Raw genomic sequence first — 19252 nt, forward strand, 5'->3', positions numbered from 1 at the left:
TGGGGTAAATAAGGACTTTTGCAACTGTGAAAGCGTTTCTTATTCTTATCAACTAACAGACTATACTATTCTAAAGGATGAATTGCATGAAGCAAAAAATAATTGGAGTTGATATTGGGGGAACCAATGTCAAATTAGGAATCATCAATTTAAATGGGGAAATTTTATCTAAATGGGAAATAGAGACCAATAAACAAAATCAGGGAAAATATATTATAGATGAGATATGGGCATCCATTCTACATAAGGTAACAGCTGACGAGCTTGAACAGTCCATTCTTGGTATTGGGATTGGCGTTCCGGGTGTGGTGGATGAAAGACAGGGAAAAGTTTTGGAGGCTGTGAATATCGGCTGGAAAAACTATGAATTAAAAAAATACTTCGAAGAGAAAACATCACTCCCTATTTTTGTGGAAAATGATGCGAATAACGCCGTACTCGGGGAATGCTGGAGAGATGCGGAGAAACATGATGATATTATTCTGGTGACTTTTGGAACAGGGATAGGATGTGGAATTATTGTTGATGGGAAAGTTTTGCATGGCCATAAAGGGCTGGCAGGAGAAATTGGTCACTTTGTTGTTAACCCCAATGGATACCCTTGTAAATGTGGCAGGAGAGGATGTTTAGAGACCATAGCATCCGCGACAGGAATTGTACGGGAAGCTATGAAAGTAGTGGATCAAGAGCCAACCAGTAGAATGGCTATGCTTTATATGGAAGATAATCATTTGACAGCAAAGGATATATTTCAGCTGGCCCAAGAGGGAGATGCGCACTGTTTGAAAATCATCCATCAAATGAATGATAATCTTGGACTAGTTTTGGCTAATGTAGCAACAGTTGTAAATCCGGCTAAAATTTTAATTGGCGGCGGACTGTCAAAGGCCGGTGATGTTTTTTTAACAGGGATTGCAGCCTCTTTCAAGAAACACGCTATTGAATGGATCGGTGACAATACGAAACTAGAATGTGCTAGTTTAGGTAATGACGCTGGGATAATCGGGGCTGCCTATTTAATAAGGAAGGCTGTCTATTTGGAGGCAATGAAATGATAATTGAGGTAATTGCGACTCGATTGAAAGATGTGAAGGGAGCAGAATTATTCGGTGCTGATCGGGTGGAGCTCTGTCAAAGTATGTCTGAGGATGGCCTGACACCGAATTATGGTTTAATCAAGTTAGCGGTTGAATCAGTGGGAATTCCTATTAATGTTATGGTTCGTCCGCATAATGATTCGTTTGTTTATGATAGCGATGATTTAAAGGTAATGTGTGAAGATATCCGAGTGATAAGAAAAATTGGAGCAAATGGTATTGTCATAGGGCCATTAACAAATGAAGGTGCTATTGATGAAGATGTACTGCAAGCATTGCTAAATGAAGCTAACGGACTGGAAGTGACTTTCCACCGTGCTTTTGATTTTGTAAAAGACCAAAAAGAAGCAATTGCCACTATATTAAAATACAAACAGATTACAACGATATTAACAGCTGGGGGAAATGGACTGGCAACTGAATTTATGACTAATTTAGCGGGACTGGTTGAACATACAAAAGACACTCATCTAACGATTATGCCAGGGCATGGTCTGCGTATGGAGGATTTGGCAGAATTTTATCAAGTGGTGAAACCAAACGCCCTGCATTTTGGTACAGGAGTGAGAGTAGGTCATACATTTGCTAATGGAATTTCGAAGGACCAAATGAAAGAGATTCGTGGGCTTTTAATGTAGTATCAAGCTAATAACCTTGTGATAGAGGTAACCTAATTAAGTTTGACTGACTGAAAAAAGGGATATGGTTGTAACAAAATGGTATCCTTAAATGCCTCTGAATTGTTGCTAATGGGTAAGATAATGAGTATTTCACTTTTATGATTTTATATTTATAGAGTTATTCAGAAAGTGATAGAATAATATACCTGTGTTTGTAGCTAGATAATGTACTAGACTATATAATGATTTTATTTACTTAAAGAGGAGTCTTCCATTTCTTTGAAGTCTCCTTTATATTTATCGCTCGCATTCAATTTTATTTTTGACGATAATTTTGCATAGTTAGAACATTGGTTTGGTTTTAATTGATGTACTATATATTTTTTTGTCATAGCGGGTGTATGGCTGGTATGATGAAATTACACCTTTGATAGTCATAGGAGGTTCTTATGTCAAAATATAACGTAAACAATACGACAGTAAGTAATCTAATAAGCTGGATACATGCTGGTGAAATCGCTATTCCTGAAATCCAACGACCATTCGTATGGAAGGCTTCGAAAGTTCGAGATTTAATTGATTCCCTCTACAATGATTACCCAGTAGGATATATTATTACGTGGCAGAATCCAGACACTCGCCTGAAAGACGGCAGTATCTCAAGAGGGAAAAAAATTCTCATTGACGGCCAACAACGGGTGACGGCTCTTATGGCTGCAGTTGCTGGAATGGAAATCGTGGATGACGATTATCGAAAAAAACGCATTATGATTGCGTTTAATCCTATTGATGAAAAGTTTGAAGTACAAAATCCTGCCATTACGAAAGATGTTAGGTGGATTCCAGATATTTCAACCGTATTTAGTCAAGGATTCGATCAATTTGGATTTATGGCGACCTATTGCGAAGCAAATCCTGAAATCACGATGAATGAGTTGAATCAAGTAATACAAAGGTTACAGAAAATAAATTATAACAGTATAGGTATTATCGAGCTTTCTCATTCGCTTGATATTGAGACAGTTACTGAGATTTTTATTCGTATTAATTCAGCCGGAGTTGTTCTAAGTCAGGCCGATTTTGCAATGTCCAAGATTGCATCAAATGATATGTATGAAGGAACGTTGATTCGTAAAACAATTGACTACTTCTCTAACTTGATGAAGAATCCTGGTGTCTACAATAATATTGTGACGAATGACAGTGATTTTGCTGCATTGCCTCGTTTTCAAAAGCTTAAATGGTTAAAAGAATATCACTCAAGTGTGTATGAGCCAGGATATACAGATGTCCTACGTGTTGCATTCACTTATAAATTTAGGCGTGGGAAGTTGTCGGATCTAGTGAGTCTTCTATCCGGACGGGATTTTGAGGCTCGAGTAAACCGTGAAGAGATTGCAGAAGCTTCTTTTAAAAAGTTGGAAGAAGCTGTAATGGATTTTGTTGATGAAACTAATTTTAAGAGATTTATTATGATTGTGAAATCTACTGGAGTTATTCATAAATCTTTAATTAGGTCACAAAATGCATTGAATTTTGCATATGCTTTATTCCTATTGTTAAGGGAAAAAGGAGTAAACGGTCCAGAAATTAATCATATCGTGAGGAAATGGTTAGTCTTTTCACTCTTAACTGGTAGATATTCAGGTTCTCCAGAATCGTGGTTCGAGTATGATATTAAACGGTTTGATACTCACGAAGATCCAAAGCGCTATCTTGAACAAATAGAGGCTGGTGAGTTGTCTGATGCTTATTGGAACCATGTTTTGGTTACTCGACTAGATTCCTCTGTAAAAAGTAGTCCATATTTCAATCTGTTTGTAATGGCTCAAATTGTAAACAAGGATCAAGCTTTCCTTTCCAAGTCAATTACAGTACAGCATTTAATTGAAGAACGAGGAGATGTACATCATCTTTTCCCGAAAAAATATTTACAAAAGAATGGGTTTAATAACCGAGCACAATATAATCAAATCGGCAATTATGTCTTCACTGAACAGGTGGTCAATTTGGCAATCAAAGACCAATCACCGAAAGACTATATGGAGTTAGTCAAGGAACAGTGTCAGACGGGCAATCTTAAAATTGGCGAAATAGTGGATTTCGAAGAATTAAGGGCCAACTTGGCAATGAACTGTGTACCAGACTCTATATTTTCAATGACAGCAGAAGATTATCCAGCTTTTCTTGAAGAGAGAAGAAAAATGATGGCACAAAAGATAAAAGAGTATTATCAGGGATTGTAATATTATTAAGAACTAAATTGGTTTCTTTGTATCTATACAGGAAACAAAGGAGTCCAATTCAAGACGTTGAGGTTTCTCATGAAGAGAAGCCTCTTTTTCAATTTTATTACATGCCGATAAATATATATGTGATAATCTTATCATTTGAATATCAAAACCTATCCAAAAGTAAGCTGTATGTTTTTAATTTGGTCGGTTTACCACAGTGGTAGGGATTACTACTATTAGTATTTGCCGTCCAAAGCTTCGTTCAAAAAGAACGAAGCTTTTTTGATCAATGATTAAGAACTGTATAAAATGAAAACTTTGTGAGGAAATGTATTTAAAATAATGGGGGCATTTGTTAAACTATTACCATAATTACCAATGTTAACAAAAGGGGCATAAAGGGATGGGAATTTATTTATATAAGAAGATATCTTGGAATTTATTTTTCTAGCACTGCAGGGTTTATTTATCTATCTTTATATAAGGAATATAAAGGTAAAATATAAAAACTAATAAGTTCAACGACAAATCCGTTGTCTAAAATTAAAGTAGTGCGTAATAAAGATCTAGGAAAAGAAAAGTCTTTAGAATATGTAGGATTGTTTATCTTACCTTTTATTACTGTCAATAGCTCAGTGAATATATTAGCCATAGTGGTGATAATATGTATAGTAATAATTATTATAAAAAGGTTTGGTTTATTTTATTTGAATTTGCCTATCTTGCTTTTTGGGAAATTACAACACATAGAAACAAATCGAAGAGTTGAAATGATAGTGCTAACACCTCGTAATTTTACTTTTCGAGCAAATGAGGAATATGATGTAAGAAGTTTTATTAAATCTTTAAATCTGTATATATATTTACCAGATATTTAAAACGGCGTTTTATTTAAACTTTGCCATCAACTAAATTCATTCTAAAATCAAACCCACGCATTTTGATTAATCTTTTTTCAAAACGTGTGGGTATCTTCTATTATAAAACTACATTTTCAGCATAATTTGAATCAAACTTTATTACAGACAACAGCAAGATTCAATTGTTTATTTTGCTAAAGTCTTTATAGGACAAACGAGGGCTTTAGTTAAACAACGAGACAGCAAAAAGGCTGTCTTTTTCTTATGGCATTAGCAATAATTCTTACGAAAAGAGCATTTTCAAAATATGAGATAGTAATATAACGAAAAAAGGACATTGTATCCAAGGCAGTTAGTGCCTTTTATATTGAACTTTTTCTACTATATAAATACTGGAAACCAGAGCGCACGGTCCGTTTATCCGACAAGTGGGCGTACAGATATTTATTTCGTGTGCTTACAATCAAATCGCGAGCTTTGGCCGTAAAGCAACACGGTTCATTTGTCTTTTCCGGAACGGACGCGAGGACAACGATTTGTCGCCGTAGGAAGTGGAGGGGAGGGTTTTCATATATAGGAATGGACGCCAGTCAATTCCGAATGAGCACCGCAAGCGTAAGCGCAGGGACAAGGAGGGCGAAGCCGACGTAGTAAGGGGGACGTATGACAAGCGCAGCTTTTCATACGTTCCCCCTTATGCTCTTACCCCGATACCGTACCGAAATTCCGCACCGTCCATCGAACAGTCTCTCACGCGTAGGTGCGACTACCTCGGCGATACTTCGGGACGACATCCATCCCGAGTTCCCGATGACCCTCGGCAACCGAATCGCGAATACGGCGTATGACGGGCTCCTCGGGCGTGCTGCGGGGTGGTATTCACGCGAAAGAAGGGGAGGGAGCTGTTCGATAACGGTTCGGGGAGGTTCGAGGAAGCTGTCAAAAAAAGAAGATAGAGAAGCGGACCGCACGGGGAGTGGATCGTCAGGAAAAGAGAATCAATCAGCTGTCATTCATTCAAACATCGTGGACGACACGGAGGCGGTTGTATGTCAGCGAAACGGTCTTTGTACGCACTAATGTGAGAGCTAAAAAGGTAAGAGAAACCCGCATTTCATGTGAAACATCATGGCGAATCGATTCATCATCCAATACCGAATGCTGTGTTAAATACTGTGCCGATGACGGTTTGACATCCGGTGCGGAATACTTGCTGTAGGCTTTTCTCAAACGATAATATGAAATATAACAATATTTCATATTATCGTTTGACAAAACAAATTTATAATGATTTAATATGTAATATAAAGATATTACAAAAAATGTTATCGGTATTTTAGGGGGTGGTTAATTTGGAGAAGAGAAAATTAAAAGAGTTCGTAACATTCGTTCCAGGTATAAATCCAACAAGGGCGCAAAAAAAGTTCGGATTTAAAGTAATGAATTATTATGACCAGCCGTCTTTTGAAGCTGATTATACTCATGAGGACGTAGTGGTTGACGATAGGAAAAAATCTTTATCTCAAAATAACCCATCGTTAAATGAAGGTGATGTTGTTATCAGTAACTCATTACAGCTTGCAACAATGGTCGGTAAAAATAATGTTGGTAAAGTGTTGTCTCTCAACTTCACAAAAATAGAGTTTGATAGCGAACAACTTGATAAGGGATATTTTCTTTTCTTGTTTAATGCTTACAAAGATGTGAGGCATCAGAAAGAAAGGGAGCTACAGGGGAATGGTCCTGTCCTAAGAATTCCACTTCGTGCTCTTGGGGAGATTAGCATTCCTATTCCTCCTCTTGAGGAACAGAAGAAAATAGGCGCTATTTACGCAGAAACATTGAAGCTGCAAAGTAAGTTAAACAAATACGCAGAATTGACCGAGCGGTTTGCGAGCTCAATAATAGAAGAAACCTTAAAGGGGAAATAGTCAAATGAAAAGCCAATCGGAATTAGCATTTGAAAATGAAGTTATCGATTATTTGACCAAAATCGGTGGAGTAAAACAATGGGAATACAAAAAAGAAATAAAAACAACCGAACAACTCTGGGATAACTTTAAAGTGATCCTAGAACAAAATAATCGTGGTCGATTAGATGAACCATTATCTGTCACCGAATTTAACCAGGTGAAGAAAATCATCACTAGTATTGAATCACCCTATCAGGCCGGACAATTTTTGTATGGTGTGAACGGTGTTTCTGAAATTGAAGTTGATCTTGACAATGGCAAGCACGTGTTTTTGACAGTATTCGACCAAGCCCAAGTTGGCGGTGGAAACACAGTTTATCAAGTGGTAAATCAAATAAAACGGCCAAAAGTTATTGATGGTAAGCCTACCCGTCGGTTTGATGTGACGCTGCTTATTAATGGTTTGCCAATTATTCAAATTGAATTAAAGAAAGCACTTCACAGTACTACAGAATCCTTAAACCAGATGGAACAGTACATTGCTGAAAAACAATTCAGCGATATTTTTTCAACCTTGCAAATTCTAATCGCGATGACACCATTTGATATTCGTTACATGGCAAATACGCCACTTAAAAGCTTTAACCGAGCATTTGCTTTCAAATGGCAAAACGAAGATGATGCTCGCCCTATTCGTTCATGGAAGACATTTGCGGATAAAGTGTTGTCAATTCCAATGGCTCATAATTTGGCAACACGATATATGGTACTTGATGGTACTAAAAACAAAGAAAGTATCAAAGTCATGCGTCCTTATCAAGTCTATGCCACAAAGCGAGTGCTTGATAAAGTTAGGAAATTTGACTTCAAATATGATGATGGTAAATTAGGATACATTTGGCATACTACAGGCTCAGGTAAGACAATTACAAGTTTTAAGACAGCGTGGCTTGCCAGTCGTCTATCTAATGTAGATAAAGTTGTCTTCTTAGTTGACCGTATTGCGCTCACCAACCAAACAGCTGATGCATATAAAGCCTATGATCCTGTTGCGGGTTTTGAAGGGAAAACTGGTGTTGTGGGTGACACTGCCAATATCTCAGACCTACATCGCAAACTAACGAAGAAAAGCGATAAGAACATCATTGTGACAAGTATTCAAAAGATGTCACGGTATATAGCGCGAGACAGCTTCAAGCAACTTAATGAAAATATTCTTTTTATCGTTGATGAGGCCCACCGCTCCACTGGTGATGGTACTGAAAATGAAGGTATGCTCGAAACAATCCGAAAAGCTATTCCTAATTCTGCTTGGGTTGGTTATACTGGGACACCAAAATTCCCTGAAACACAAGAAATCTTTGGTGATATTCTACATGCTTACACCATTAAAGAAGCGATTGCGGATAAAAACGTCTTAGGGTTTAACGTAGAATTCAAGGAAACGATCGAGGCTCCCGAAGATCCAACCGAAGATGATATCGATGATAATGTTCGTGGTAGTGTTTACGACTATAGCCCAGAACATGTGAACTTGGTAGTTAAAGACATATTCGATAACTGGAAGAAACGTTCAAATGACCGTAAGTATAATGCCTTGTTTACAGTCCACGTTGGTGGTAATAAAGCAAGTACACCAAGAGCAATGGAATACTTCGATAAGTTTGCGGAAGAGAATGCGAATCGTCCTGCAGATCAACGACTTAAAGTTGCGGTGAGTTTCTCGGTAGATACATCCAATAGTATTCATCAACTGAAAACGAACGAAAACTTGCACAGAGCCATCAAAGCCTATAACGGAATGTTTGGCACAGCTTTTGATATGACGACGGTTAAATCCTACACAGAAGACTTAGCACGGCGGCTTAACAAGACAGCTGATGATGGTAACTATTTAGATTTGGTAATCGTTGTGGATCAACTTTTGACCGGTTTTGATGCTCCTGAGATGAATACGCTCTATATTGACCGAACACTTAAGGGTGGGAACTTGATTCAGGCATACTCACGTACAAATCGAATGCATAACCTTGTCGACAAGCCTTGGGGAAATGTCGTGAACTATCGTTGGCCGGAGCAAAATGAGTATGAAATGAATAAGGCTTTTGCTATTTATTCAAATCGTGCATCTGCCGACGAACAGCTTTCACTGGAAGAATTGAAGAAAGGCAACGAAGAGTCTGGTATCACTTCCAAACCATTTAGCAAGGTTCAAGCTGAAATGCAAGAGGTCATCAAGAAGCTTTCAACGCTAACAGACGATTTTATACAATTACCACCAAGTGAAAAAGCACAAGATGAAGTCTTTGAGAATCTGAAAGAGTATAATCGCTTGTTGAGTCAGTTGAAACAATATACCGAAGACGATGACAAAAATCCTATTTCTGCCTATGATAATCCTGAAGAGTTCTATGAACGTTTAGGTATTACCGAAGAGCAAGAAGTCATTTTAACTACTGTAATAGCCGGTGAGTTGAAAGAACGGCGTGCGAAGCGAGAAGACATTGATATTTCTCAAGTCAATCTCTCTATGGTTCATATTCATGATGTTACCATCAACTATGATTATTTGATTGAGTTGATCGCCAAGATGGCTGACGAAGTTCATGCGAACAATATGTCCAAAGCGGAGAGTACACGTGATGAAATCCATCTTGAAATAGCCAAGTCTGACAATGAAAAAGAAAAATCTAAGATGCGTAACTTTGTATCTAAGATTTTCACGAAAGAATTTGAATTTGATAGTTATCCAGCACCAACAAGTGTTGAAAAAATGAACCAAGCAATGGATAAAGCACAGAAGGAAACGAATATTCAACTTGTAACGAACTTCATCCGTGAATGGGGACTTGATAACAGCATAAAACCTAAGGAACTTGAAATGTTGATAAAAAAACACCGATTAGGTCAGGAAGATATGGATAAACAAGGTGAGTTAACAGCAATCATGAATGAAGCAAAAGCTGATTATAAAGAAATCGCAATTGAAAAGATTGCAAAATTGACCTGGGTACGATATCGAATTGAATTCCGTAAGGCATTTTATAAATTGGCTGACGAAATTAAGAAGGGAGAATAGTCAAGAGATAAAATTAAGCATCCTACAAAAAGGAGATCGGAAAGTGAATTTATACACAGAACGTCATGGATTAAGAAAACCAGTTGCGCGTACTAGTGAAATTTCAATAGAAGTTTATAACTTGCTATTAAGTATTTGCCAAAAATACTATAAAAATCTAACACATGCCTTTAAGCTACAGCAGCATTGTTCTTTTGTGGGCCAGGATTATATTGAATTTAACCGTAGTCAATTTGAAAATAGAATGGCAATAAAAATTCCTAATATTCTTAGGGATGAGTATGGTCAAATAGCTGCCCCCCAAGATAATGATGATTATGATCAATATTCATTAATCGACCTTATAGAGTATGTTGCTCAAAATATAAAGGATATTTCTGAAGGATGGAATAATGAGCTTTACAAAAATTATTGGTATATTCATTGTTTGGATACAACGAATGTTTTCGACGATTATCGAGATGAAATAAACGAAATTTTTCAAGAGTCGGGGTTGTTGTTTACATTAACCGAGGGGAAACTTATTGAGCGTATAGTAGAAAACACCCCGCTTTCATCTGAAATAGAGACACAGGTACAGCAAATTGCTGAATATGGGATCAGAGAATTGATGAAAGATGCAATTGCATTATACAAAACACCAAATCCAGCTGCTCGCCAAGATTCAGTTGAGAAAATATGGGACGCCCTTGAGCGCCTGAAAACATATTATACTAATCTTGATAAACGTGGCTCTGCAGCCAAAGTGGTAAATGATATGAGCAATGGGAAGACTGAATTTATCAAAATTTTTGATGCTGAATTTAGGGCGCTAACGGACATCGGTAATAGTTTTAGAATCCGTCATCATGAGACAAATAAAATAGATATTACTGATAATCTCCACTATGATTACTTTTTTAACCGCTGCTTGTCGTTAATTGCTTTAGCAATTCAATATTTAAAATAAAAGGAGATTAGAAATGAGTGATAAAATAACAAAATCACCTCAAATCAGATTCGTAGGATTTACAGATGCTTGGAATCAGTCTAGGTTATCGGACATATCTGAGCGTGTTATACGAAAAAATAAAGAATTGGAATCTACTTTACCATTAACTATATCTGCTGAGTATGGACTTGTAAATCAAGAAACGTTTTTCAATAAGAAAGTCGCTAGTAAGGATGTAAGCGGATATTATCTTGTTAAAAATGGAGAATTTGCTTACAACAAAAGCTATTCAAAAGATTATCCATGGGGAGCAGTAAAACGACTAGAAAAGTACGATATGGGTGTTCTTTCAACTCTGTATATTGTTTTCAAACCGAAAGAAGAAATAGATTCAGACTTTGTCGCGGTGTATTATGAAACAAATAAATGGTATAAGGAAGTTTCAGTGCGTGCAGCAGAAGGTGCGAGAAATCACGGATTACTAAACATTTCTGCAGCGGATTTCTTCGAAACGGAGCTGAAAATTCCAACTGAGAATGAAGAACAGCGAAAAATCGGAACGTTCTTCAAAGAGCTAGTCTTGCTCATCACCCTTCATCAGCGTAAGTTGGAACTGTTGAAGGATACGAAAAAGAGTCTACTTCAAAAAATGTTTCCGAAGGATGGAGCAAGTGTTCCTGAAATTCGCTTTGCAGGATTTACTGACGCTTGGGAACAGCGTAAGGCTAAAGAATTATTTAATCCGATAGTAGAAAAAGGACATGAAAAATTACCAGTTTTATCTGTGACCCAAGAGTTTGGTGTAGTTTATAGAGAAGAAGTTGGAATTGATATTAAATATGATCCTGCTACATTAAAAAATTATAAGGTTATACACCCTGGTGATTTCGTAATTAGTTTACGTTCGTTTCAAGGGGGATTTGAATTATCTGATAAGCTAGGTATCACTAGTCCTGCTTATACTATTTTCAAGCCTAAGGAAACTAAAGAACATGATAATTTATTTTGGAAAACTCAATTTAAAACATTCAAATTTATTGAGTCACTCAAAACTGTAACATTTGGTATTAGGGATGGAAAATCAATTAGTTTTTCTGAGTTTGGAGATCTAACATTATATTTTCCGTCAAATAAAGACGAACAAGTTAAGATAGGGCAGTTTTTTAGTAACCTCGACAATCTTATCATCCTTCAACAACTTGAGTTAAATTCGCTCAATAATTTGAAGAAATCGCTACTTCAACAAATGTTTATATAAGAAAAGGAGCTTACACAAATGAGTAATGCAAAAGATATTACATCAAAGCTATGGGGAATGGCTAACAAACTGCGTGGGACAATGGATGCAAGTGAGTACAAGAACTATATTTTGCCTTTTATGTTCTATCGCTACTTATCAGAGAATCAAGATGAATACTTAAAAGTTAATGATTTAGAAGAGTTCTACGAAGTGGTGGATGACACTGAAAAAGAAGATTATCTTGAAGAAATCAGTAAGGGTATCGGATATGCGATTGACCCTGCATACACTTGGGACAAAATCGTATCAAAAATTGAAAATCACAAAATCAAAGCTAGTGATTTCCAAGACATGTTTGATTCATTCAATACAAATGCCAAACGTAACGCAGTTGCAGAAGCTGACTTTGCTAATGTATTCTCAGATGTTAACCTCGGGGACACACGTCTTGGTACAAGTACAAATGAACGTGCGAAAGCTTTGAATGATATCGTTTTGATGATTAACGAGTTTACTTTTAAAAACGATTCAGGACGTGACATTTTAGGTGACGTGTACGAGTATTTGATTGGACAGTTTGCTGCCAATGCTGGTAAAAAGGGTGGGGAATTTTATACACCTCATGAAGTTAGTCAAATCTTAGCAAAAATTGTCACGAATGATGCTGACGGTACTGGCGGTCAATTCCGTGTTTATGACCCTACAATGGGATCAGGTTCACTTCTTTTAACGGTTCAAAAAGAATTACCAAATGGTGATGAAGAAGGAAGCGTTGAATTTTACGGGCAGGAGTTGAATACTACGACTTATAACTTAGCTCGCATGAACTTGATGATGCATGGAGTAAATTATCGCAATATGGAGCTGAAACGCTCAGATACACTTGAAGCTGACTGGCCATTTGCTGAAAAAGATGGCACACAAATTCCTTTGAAGTTCGATGCGGTCGTATCAAACCCCCCATATTCCCATAAATGGAATACGAAAGACGTTGATCGGGAAAAAGATACACGTTTCAAGGGTTATGGTGTAGCACCAGCATCTAAGGCAGATTATGCTTTTGTTCTGCATGGACTTTATCATTTAGATAAAGCTGGAACCATGGCTATCGTATTGCCGCATGGCGTACTCTTCCGTGGTGCGTCTGAAGGTAGAATCCGTAAAAATATCATCGATAACAATCTGTTAGATACTGTTATTGGATTGCCGGCTAATTTATTCTATGGCACAGGGATTCCAACATGTGTGCTGGTGTTTAAAGGTCGTGAAGCTCGTAAGAGAAAAGATATTTTATTTATTGATGCTTCAAATGAGTTTGAAAAGGGCAAGAACCAAAACAAACTATCTGCCGAGAATATCAATAAAATCATCGAAACTTACCGTAACCGTAAAGATGTTGAGAAATATGCTCATGTGGCACCTTTGGATGAAATAAAAGAAAATGATTACAATTTAAACATTCCACGTTATGTTGACACGTTTGAAGAAGAGGGAGTTATGCCACTTTCACAAGTGGCTCAAGAGTTGACAGAAGTAAAAGCAGATATCGCAAAGTCATATGATAACTTGTTTGGACTTTTGAAAGAGTTGAACGGAACAACCGATGAAGCCAAGGAAGAACTGAGTAAATTTATCAGTCTTTTAGGTAAATAATAGTGTTAGAAAAGTGCTAAGGAGAATTTTAAACCTTGGCTCTCTTCACAAGTGCTAGGGAATAGCGTAGCCATTATTTCGACTCGACCATCGGTATTTAGCCTGCATAAATGAGAAATTAAATAGGTTCACTATATATAGCCTGCCAGCGAATTTATTTTGAATACCCTTTGAATACCCCTTATGAAAAATTGGGTAAAGTCCCAAGAAGCTAATAAGGGGAAAATATTGATTAAAAGTGGTTCAATAATTTTTATAAACTGGAAATTATTCTCACTTTTGAAAGAACGAAAAAAATACGGTTAAAACGATGGCCGTTGGGCACCACAACTTTTAAACGTTAAAATATCTTATAGAATATCTATGATTTCAAAATCAATAAGTCTTAAGTAGAATAGTAGGCACTAAAAGAGTGTTTTTAGAAAGATATTCTCATAAATATTATTTGAATAATCAATTCAATTTTTAGGTGAAGTTCTGTCATTATTGGCAGAGCTTTTTATTTGTAAAAAGGACTGATTCCTCTCGTAAATGATGGGACTAGCTTTTGGTTTCTATTCTCAATCCTAATTTACATACACTGTTTTGTTACTATAACTTCGCGTTTTAAAAAGATTGGGATAAAACTATGGAATGGTGGTTTTAACTAATTGGTACAAGGAGAGCGATAAGAAAACAAATAACTTTTATATTACTGGTTTTACATTCTTTGACTTTTTTGTAGTATAATAGTGAAAGAGTTTGATGGAGATATATAAGAGAATCTCTGGAGCAATTTTACACTACTGCTTATTATAGAATCAAATTATGTGTAAGGTTATGTAGTTTGTCTTTAATCTATATTCAATTAATTTATAATAATGTTTTAAGGGAGCTAAACTGTCTTTATGAATAATCTAAGTGTAAATTTTTTAGATGATATTATAAATAGGTTCAATATTGAAAGGGTAATCGTCTCACCTTATGTACACACCATGGGTTGGGCCTTCTTGTCAGAAATTGAAAATAATAATTTTATATTAAGGATATATTTAATAGAGAAAGAGAGTGAAAGCCTAGCATTTGAATTAATTAGCGAATTATCTGCTTTTATGTTTCCTACACAAGTTGAAATGAAAAATTTTTATGAACAATTATTAAATATGTCTGCATTAGAATATATGATTTTAATAAATGAAACTAGTGCTATCAATCGTCATTAACTAATATACTATGTTTTATGAACTATATAGGAAGACTTGTCATGTATTATTTTCCGCATTATCCTTTCATGATACATTAAAAGGATTGGGGATAAATGATAAAGCAATCCAATCCTTTTAGTCTCATAGATTGCTTATATGAAATATCACTAGTAATCTTCACCATTTTTAATTCACAAAACCTGCTTCTAAAAGTTGTAAGCATTGCATTTAGAGTCTATTTATTACTTAAGTTTTGAAGAGGCTATGCAGATAATTAATATGATACTATATTTAGATGTATACTTTACCAAATAAAGTCAGGAGACATCCATGAAAATCGAGAAAAAGCTTATTGTTAATTCAGATAATGGAAATTTATTAAATGAACTGATATCTTCTTTAAATCAATGTAAACGGTTTATTTTAGTGTGGCATTTATTAATTTTAGTGGGTTGCAGCTTTTGTTGGAGGCTTTTAAAGAGGCGGAGGATCGAGGCGTTCGTGGGCAGATTATTACGTCCACTTATTTGAATTTCACTGAAGCTAAGGCGCTTAAGAGAATTAATGAATTTGAAAATATACAGTTGAAGGTTTTTGAAACTCATAAGACAGTTGGGTTTGAGTACGAGGACTATTATAAGATCATTATTGGTTCCTCGAATATTACTCAGAGTGCATTGAAGAGTAATATTGAGTGGAATGTAGAGATGATTGTGAAGGAAGACACTCAATTTCTCCAGGATGTATTAAATGAATATGAAGTTCTATGGGATAGTAGTACTAAACAGATGAAGAATTTATTGCTAAGTATGAGGACTTTTTGAGTAAATTGAGTGATTTTACAAATAATCAATCATTCATCTATGGGAGTATATCACCCCTAATAAAATGCAGAGACAGGCTATGGAGAATTTAGAGCGGATTCGCTCCTATAGGGAGAAAAAGGCATTAGTGATTGCTGCTACTGGCACCGGTAAAACCTATATGTCTGCTTTTGATGTCAAAAGCTTTAAGTCTAAGAGATTACTCTTTATTGTCCATCGGGAAGAAATTTTAAAGAAAGCAAAGGAGACATTTGAAAAGCTCCTACCTAATGAGAACTTATCCTTCGGCTTATTGATAGGGAATACAAAGCAAAAAGATGCTGATTATATTTTTGCTACGATCAATACGATCTCAAAGTACCACCAGGATTATCGACCGGATGAGTTTGATTATATTATTTTTGACGAGGCACACCATGCGACTAGCCCTAGCTATCAAGTGATCTTTGAGTATTTCACTCCAAAGTTTACGTTAGGAATGATGGCTACACCCGAACGTAGTGATCAGCAAAATGTGTTTGATCTGTTTGATAATAATGTAGCGTTGGAGGTTCGTTTACATGAAGCACTTGATAGCACTTGATGATGTGGCTGAAATTATGAAGCCATGAAATGTTAATCAATGAGTGGATTTTATCATTTAGAAAGTAAATTTCTAAGATTATGATTGTGTAACAAAAAAAGGGGCGTTGTCTTTAGTGTGTGAATTATCCTTCGCGATTTATTTGTATTTTAAAGCTCATCATACCTTGTATAAAAATCTATTATTTAATAAAAGAAAAAAGCCCTTAATATAAATGGACAAATTAAAAGGGCTTGTAGTGCATTAAGTAATTGCTGTATAGACAGAATCATACTAATTAGTAACATCAATAAAATCAAGACATGAATTTTTGTGATTATAGCTGTATTCTATAAGTCGAATATTCTGCCATTCACTACTCTTATATTCAGGTCTATAGCTTTGTATATAAGTTCTTTTGACATTAGAGCTGCTCGCATAGTCTTTTACGCTTGTTGGGATTTTATGTGCGACCAAAAAGGCAGTAATAGGATAGGTGTTTGCACATTTATTCCTACTAATCCAGTCTACATATTTTAGTAGTTGATCTACATATTCATTTTTTGCGGTTCCTTGCTTGACTTCGATGATTAAGTAATCTGTTACACAACCCATATTAAATTTGTCGTATTTATAGGCAAAGATATCAATGCTATCCATATATATTTTTGGTTTTTTTGGAGATGCAACCATTTGATGTGAGATAACATCCCAGTTTCCAAAAATGCCAATTGTCTTTTTAAGTTTATTGGATAATTGATACAACAAACCAACTTCAATTGCCATTTCGTTTGATAATTTACCCTGCGAATCAGCTACATTATTTAGTATATCCTTAGGTGAAAGGCTGTAATGATCAGGAGAGTGGCTTAGCATTTTATTTTTTGCTTTATTATGAAAAAACGTATATTTTGATTGAATGACATTATTGATGCTAGTGCTTTTATTCTTACTAATAATAATGTCCTTTAAAGCTTCATTTTCTTCCTTGTCAATTTTAATGAAGCTTAACCTTTCATTATTAGGAAGAGAGATAAATTTATATGAATTTGATTGTAAAACCTCGTCCATATCTACCCCGGTATTAAAGAAGAATGGAGATGGTTTAAACGTACAAATCCATCTTAGTTCCTTTTCTTTGCCCCAATCTTTATCATCCCATATTAGATATTTAGAAATATCTTCGTATTTAATATTATTATTATTATTATTATCGTTGATTAATCCAGGTGTATTTGCCTGAGGGTAATTTAAAAACTTACAATCATATAATGGATAATTGTTTTTATTTCGATTTTCTTTGTTGATTAGTGGGACAAGTTCGCCAATTCCATAAATCATTCTTTTGTGAAAGAAATATACATTCTCACCAGGTTTCATATTCATATAATCGCCAAGAGTAGAAATTGCTGATGTATGCCATTTATTAATAATCGATCTCCCATTGTTGGTATAAGGTTTGACCTTAGTGGAATAAAGTCCGCGGGTAATGCATTGTCTCATGGATATGATAGAATTTAAATTGAATATATATCCGGCCATAAAACCAACTCCTGTCTTATACAATGATGAAAGGAAGATGCGAAACGATACATTATGAATTTCTATTCGTTGATAATCTTTCCAATATAACTATTGTTTAACCAATAACACTGCTTTGTTAGTTTTTCTCCAGTAGGAAGAGTGATCTTGTCATTTCCGTCTTTACCCTTTGGTCGAATATGAGCTACTCCATTAAAATCACTTTTAGGTAGATTGTTGAATTCTGCTAGCTTGTTTCCTCTTTTTTTGTATTCTATTTGGATGCCTTCTTTTATAACACGATTTACTTCCTCCCAAAGCTGCTTAATTTCTGTTTCGATAGTGGCGTGTGGCATGTTCCATAGTTTGATGCCTTTAAAAAATAGCTCTCTATTAGGGTTTTGTTTTTCCGTTACCTTATATTCAAACACGGTAAATAGAAATTTAGTTTCGGTGAATTTTTGTCGAATATAGCTTTCTTCCCATGTCTCTGTTGTCCATTGATGAAAATTAATGTTTTCAAATGACATGCTTTCTTTTGGTTTGCCTGAAGGCTCAAGGCGCACAGTCTTAAATTGGATATTTGCTTTCGCAAACTCTTCAATAGAATCCAGTTTGGTGCCTTTTACCCCTAAAATAGCGCTAATGAGCGTGGCATTAAACTGTTTTGCTTTTGAGTTATAAGGGATATTTAAACTTTTTGATATTTCGTTTATTGTCATTCCATAATAAGGAGAGAATCTATTTTCTAATAGCTCTTCCAATGTCTTTGTTTTTAATTCATTTGTATTCGTAAATCTGACTAAATCTTCATCTAATATATGCTTTCTAAGGAGTGCAGTCATATAGGATCCTTTTAAGGAAAAGGCTCTTTGCATGGCAGGTATATCAGAATAGGGCTGTTGGCGTAATGAAGACTTATTCGTTCCTTTGGTACACGCACCAAGATAGTTTGTATCTCCTTCAGATAACTCATGGGCTTTGCCGTCTCGTATCTTATTAACAATGGTATGCCAATCCTGTTTGATGATTTGTAAATCTGCTTCAGAAAAATCATGTAATATATTTTTATAAATTCGTAAATCCTTTTGGGGAATGTTAGGTAACCATTCATACACCATCAGCAAGATGGTTTGGTTCTTTTTCCAAAAGCTCGATGTTTCGAATATTGTTTTTACCTCGTCCATGTAATTGATAATATTTAAAACAAGACGTTCCTTGGCTGATATGCTTCCGTTTTTATTCCGTTTAAAAGCAGTTACCTTTAATTCAACACCAGCCTCTTCAAAGTCTGCTCGTGCATCGGAATTTACTTTATATTCAAATAGACTTTCTTCGATTACTTGACCTAGGCTGCCTTTTGTCTCTTTTTTAATGCGACCGGTTTTATCAATCTCTCCAAATGTTTTGCCAATTGCTTCTTCAGCTTTTTCGTAAACTTCTTCTGGTGTATAATAAATCATTGTCATTCCTCCCTTGAAAGAAAGTGAATTTAAGTTGTTTAGATTTATCTCATACTTATATTGTAAATTAT

Annotated in this window: 14 protein-coding genes; 12 read left to right on the forward strand and 2 right to left on the reverse strand. The window is 35.6% G+C overall.

Features of this window, described 5'->3' with window-relative positions:
- Positions 1 to 86: 86 nt before the first annotated feature.
- From AC4BHP_RS02905 to AC4BHP_RS02960, 12 genes are all read left to right on the forward strand, one after another.
- Entirely contained in the window at positions 87 to 1055 is a 969-nt protein-coding gene (locus AC4BHP_RS02905) for an ROK family glucokinase (protein WP_490551239.1), read from the forward strand.
- Complete coding sequence (locus AC4BHP_RS02910) at positions 1052 to 1735, forward strand: copper homeostasis protein CutC (RefSeq protein ID WP_490551240.1); 684 nt, start codon at positions 1052 to 1054, stop codon at positions 1733 to 1735. Before AC4BHP_RS02905 ends, AC4BHP_RS02910 begins: the two co-directional genes overlap by 4 nt.
- Positions 1736 to 2166: 431 nt before the next feature.
- Positions 2167 to 3963 (forward strand): GmrSD restriction endonuclease domain-containing protein, encoded by a 1797-nt coding sequence (locus AC4BHP_RS02915; protein WP_490551241.1) that lies wholly within the window; start codon positions 2167 to 2169, stop codon positions 3961 to 3963.
- 521 nt (positions 3964 to 4484) lie between these two features.
- A complete protein-coding gene (locus AC4BHP_RS02920) occupies positions 4485 to 4829 on the forward strand; it encodes a KwaA family protein (protein ID WP_490551242.1) in 345 nt (114 codons plus the stop codon).
- A 1325-nt stretch (positions 4830 to 6154) separates the two neighbouring features.
- Positions 6155 to 6742 carry a restriction endonuclease subunit S gene (locus AC4BHP_RS02925; protein ID WP_490551243.1) on the forward strand — a complete coding sequence of 196 codons (588 nt, stop codon included), beginning with the start codon at positions 6155 to 6157 and terminating at the stop codon, positions 6740 to 6742.
- Positions 6743 to 6746: 4 nt separating this feature from the next.
- A complete protein-coding gene (locus AC4BHP_RS02930; protein WP_490551244.1) occupies positions 6747 to 9803 on the forward strand; it encodes a type I restriction endonuclease subunit R in 3057 nt (1018 codons plus the stop codon).
- A 43-nt stretch (positions 9804 to 9846) separates the two neighbouring features.
- A complete protein-coding gene (locus AC4BHP_RS02935; protein ID WP_490551245.1) occupies positions 9847 to 10752 on the forward strand; it encodes an AbiJ-NTD4 domain-containing protein in 906 nt (301 codons plus the stop codon).
- 13 nt (positions 10753 to 10765) lie between these two features.
- A complete protein-coding gene (locus AC4BHP_RS02940; RefSeq protein WP_490551246.1) occupies positions 10766 to 11992 on the forward strand; it encodes a restriction endonuclease subunit S in 1227 nt (408 codons plus the stop codon).
- 18 nt (positions 11993 to 12010) lie between these two features.
- Complete coding sequence (locus AC4BHP_RS02945) at positions 12011 to 13627, forward strand: type I restriction-modification system subunit M (RefSeq protein WP_490551247.1); 1617 nt, start codon at positions 12011 to 12013, stop codon at positions 13625 to 13627.
- Between the two features lie 989 nt (positions 13628 to 14616).
- Positions 14617 to 14829 carry a hypothetical protein gene (locus tag AC4BHP_RS02950; RefSeq protein WP_490551248.1) on the forward strand — a complete coding sequence of 71 codons (213 nt, stop codon included), beginning with the start codon at positions 14617 to 14619 and terminating at the stop codon, positions 14827 to 14829.
- A gap of 410 nt (positions 14830 to 15239) precedes the next feature.
- Positions 15240 to 15635, forward strand: coding sequence for a phospholipase D-like domain-containing protein (locus tag AC4BHP_RS02955; protein WP_490551249.1), 396 nt, complete (start codon positions 15240 to 15242; stop codon positions 15633 to 15635).
- Positions 15636 to 15684: 49 nt separating this feature from the next.
- The gene (locus AC4BHP_RS02960) at positions 15685 to 16218 is read left to right on the forward strand and encodes a DEAD/DEAH box helicase family protein (protein ID WP_490551656.1); all 534 of its coding nucleotides are present in this window, start codon (positions 15685 to 15687) and stop codon (positions 16216 to 16218) included.
- Positions 16219 to 16491: 273 nt separating this feature from the next.
- Here the strand turns inward: AC4BHP_RS02960 and AC4BHP_RS02965 are convergent, their stop codons facing one another.
- Positions 16492 to 17739 carry a hypothetical protein gene (locus tag AC4BHP_RS02965; protein ID WP_490551250.1) on the reverse strand — a complete coding sequence of 416 codons (1248 nt, stop codon included), beginning with the start codon at positions 17737 to 17739 and terminating at the stop codon, positions 16492 to 16494.
- 62 nt (positions 17740 to 17801) lie between these two features.
- Entirely contained in the window at positions 17802 to 19181 is a 1380-nt protein-coding gene (locus AC4BHP_RS02970; protein ID WP_490551251.1) for a Sau3AI family type II restriction endonuclease, read from the reverse strand.
- Between the last annotated feature and the right edge of the window lie 71 nt (positions 19182 to 19252).

It is taken from the genome of Pradoshia sp. Z4_20, from assembly GCF_058216035.1.

Bases quoted from the DNA above. Each gene is read 5' to 3' on its own strand.
- AC4BHP_RS02905 (WP_490551239.1), top strand. From the start codon at position 87: ATGAAGCAAAAAATAATTGGAGTTGATATTGGGGGAACCAATGTCAAA.
- AC4BHP_RS02910 (WP_490551240.1), top strand. From the start codon at position 1,052: ATGATAATTGAGGTAATTGCGACTCGATTGAAAGATGTGAAGGGAGCA.
- AC4BHP_RS02915 (WP_490551241.1), top strand. From the start codon at position 2,167: ATGTCAAAATATAACGTAAACAATACGACAGTAAGTAATCTAATAAGC.
- AC4BHP_RS02930 (WP_490551244.1), top strand. From the start codon at position 6,747: ATGAAAAGCCAATCGGAATTAGCATTTGAAAATGAAGTTATCGATTAT.
- AC4BHP_RS02940 (WP_490551246.1), top strand. From the start codon at position 10,766: ATGAGTGATAAAATAACAAAATCACCTCAAATCAGATTCGTAGGATTT.
- AC4BHP_RS02945 (WP_490551247.1), top strand. From the start codon at position 12,011: ATGAGTAATGCAAAAGATATTACATCAAAGCTATGGGGAATGGCTAAC.
- AC4BHP_RS02965 (WP_490551250.1), bottom strand. From the start codon at position 17,739: ATGGCCGGATATATATTCAATTTAAATTCTATCATATCCATGAGACAA.
- AC4BHP_RS02970 (WP_490551251.1), bottom strand. From the start codon at position 19,181: ATGATTTATTATACACCAGAAGAAGTTTACGAAAAAGCTGAAGAAGCA.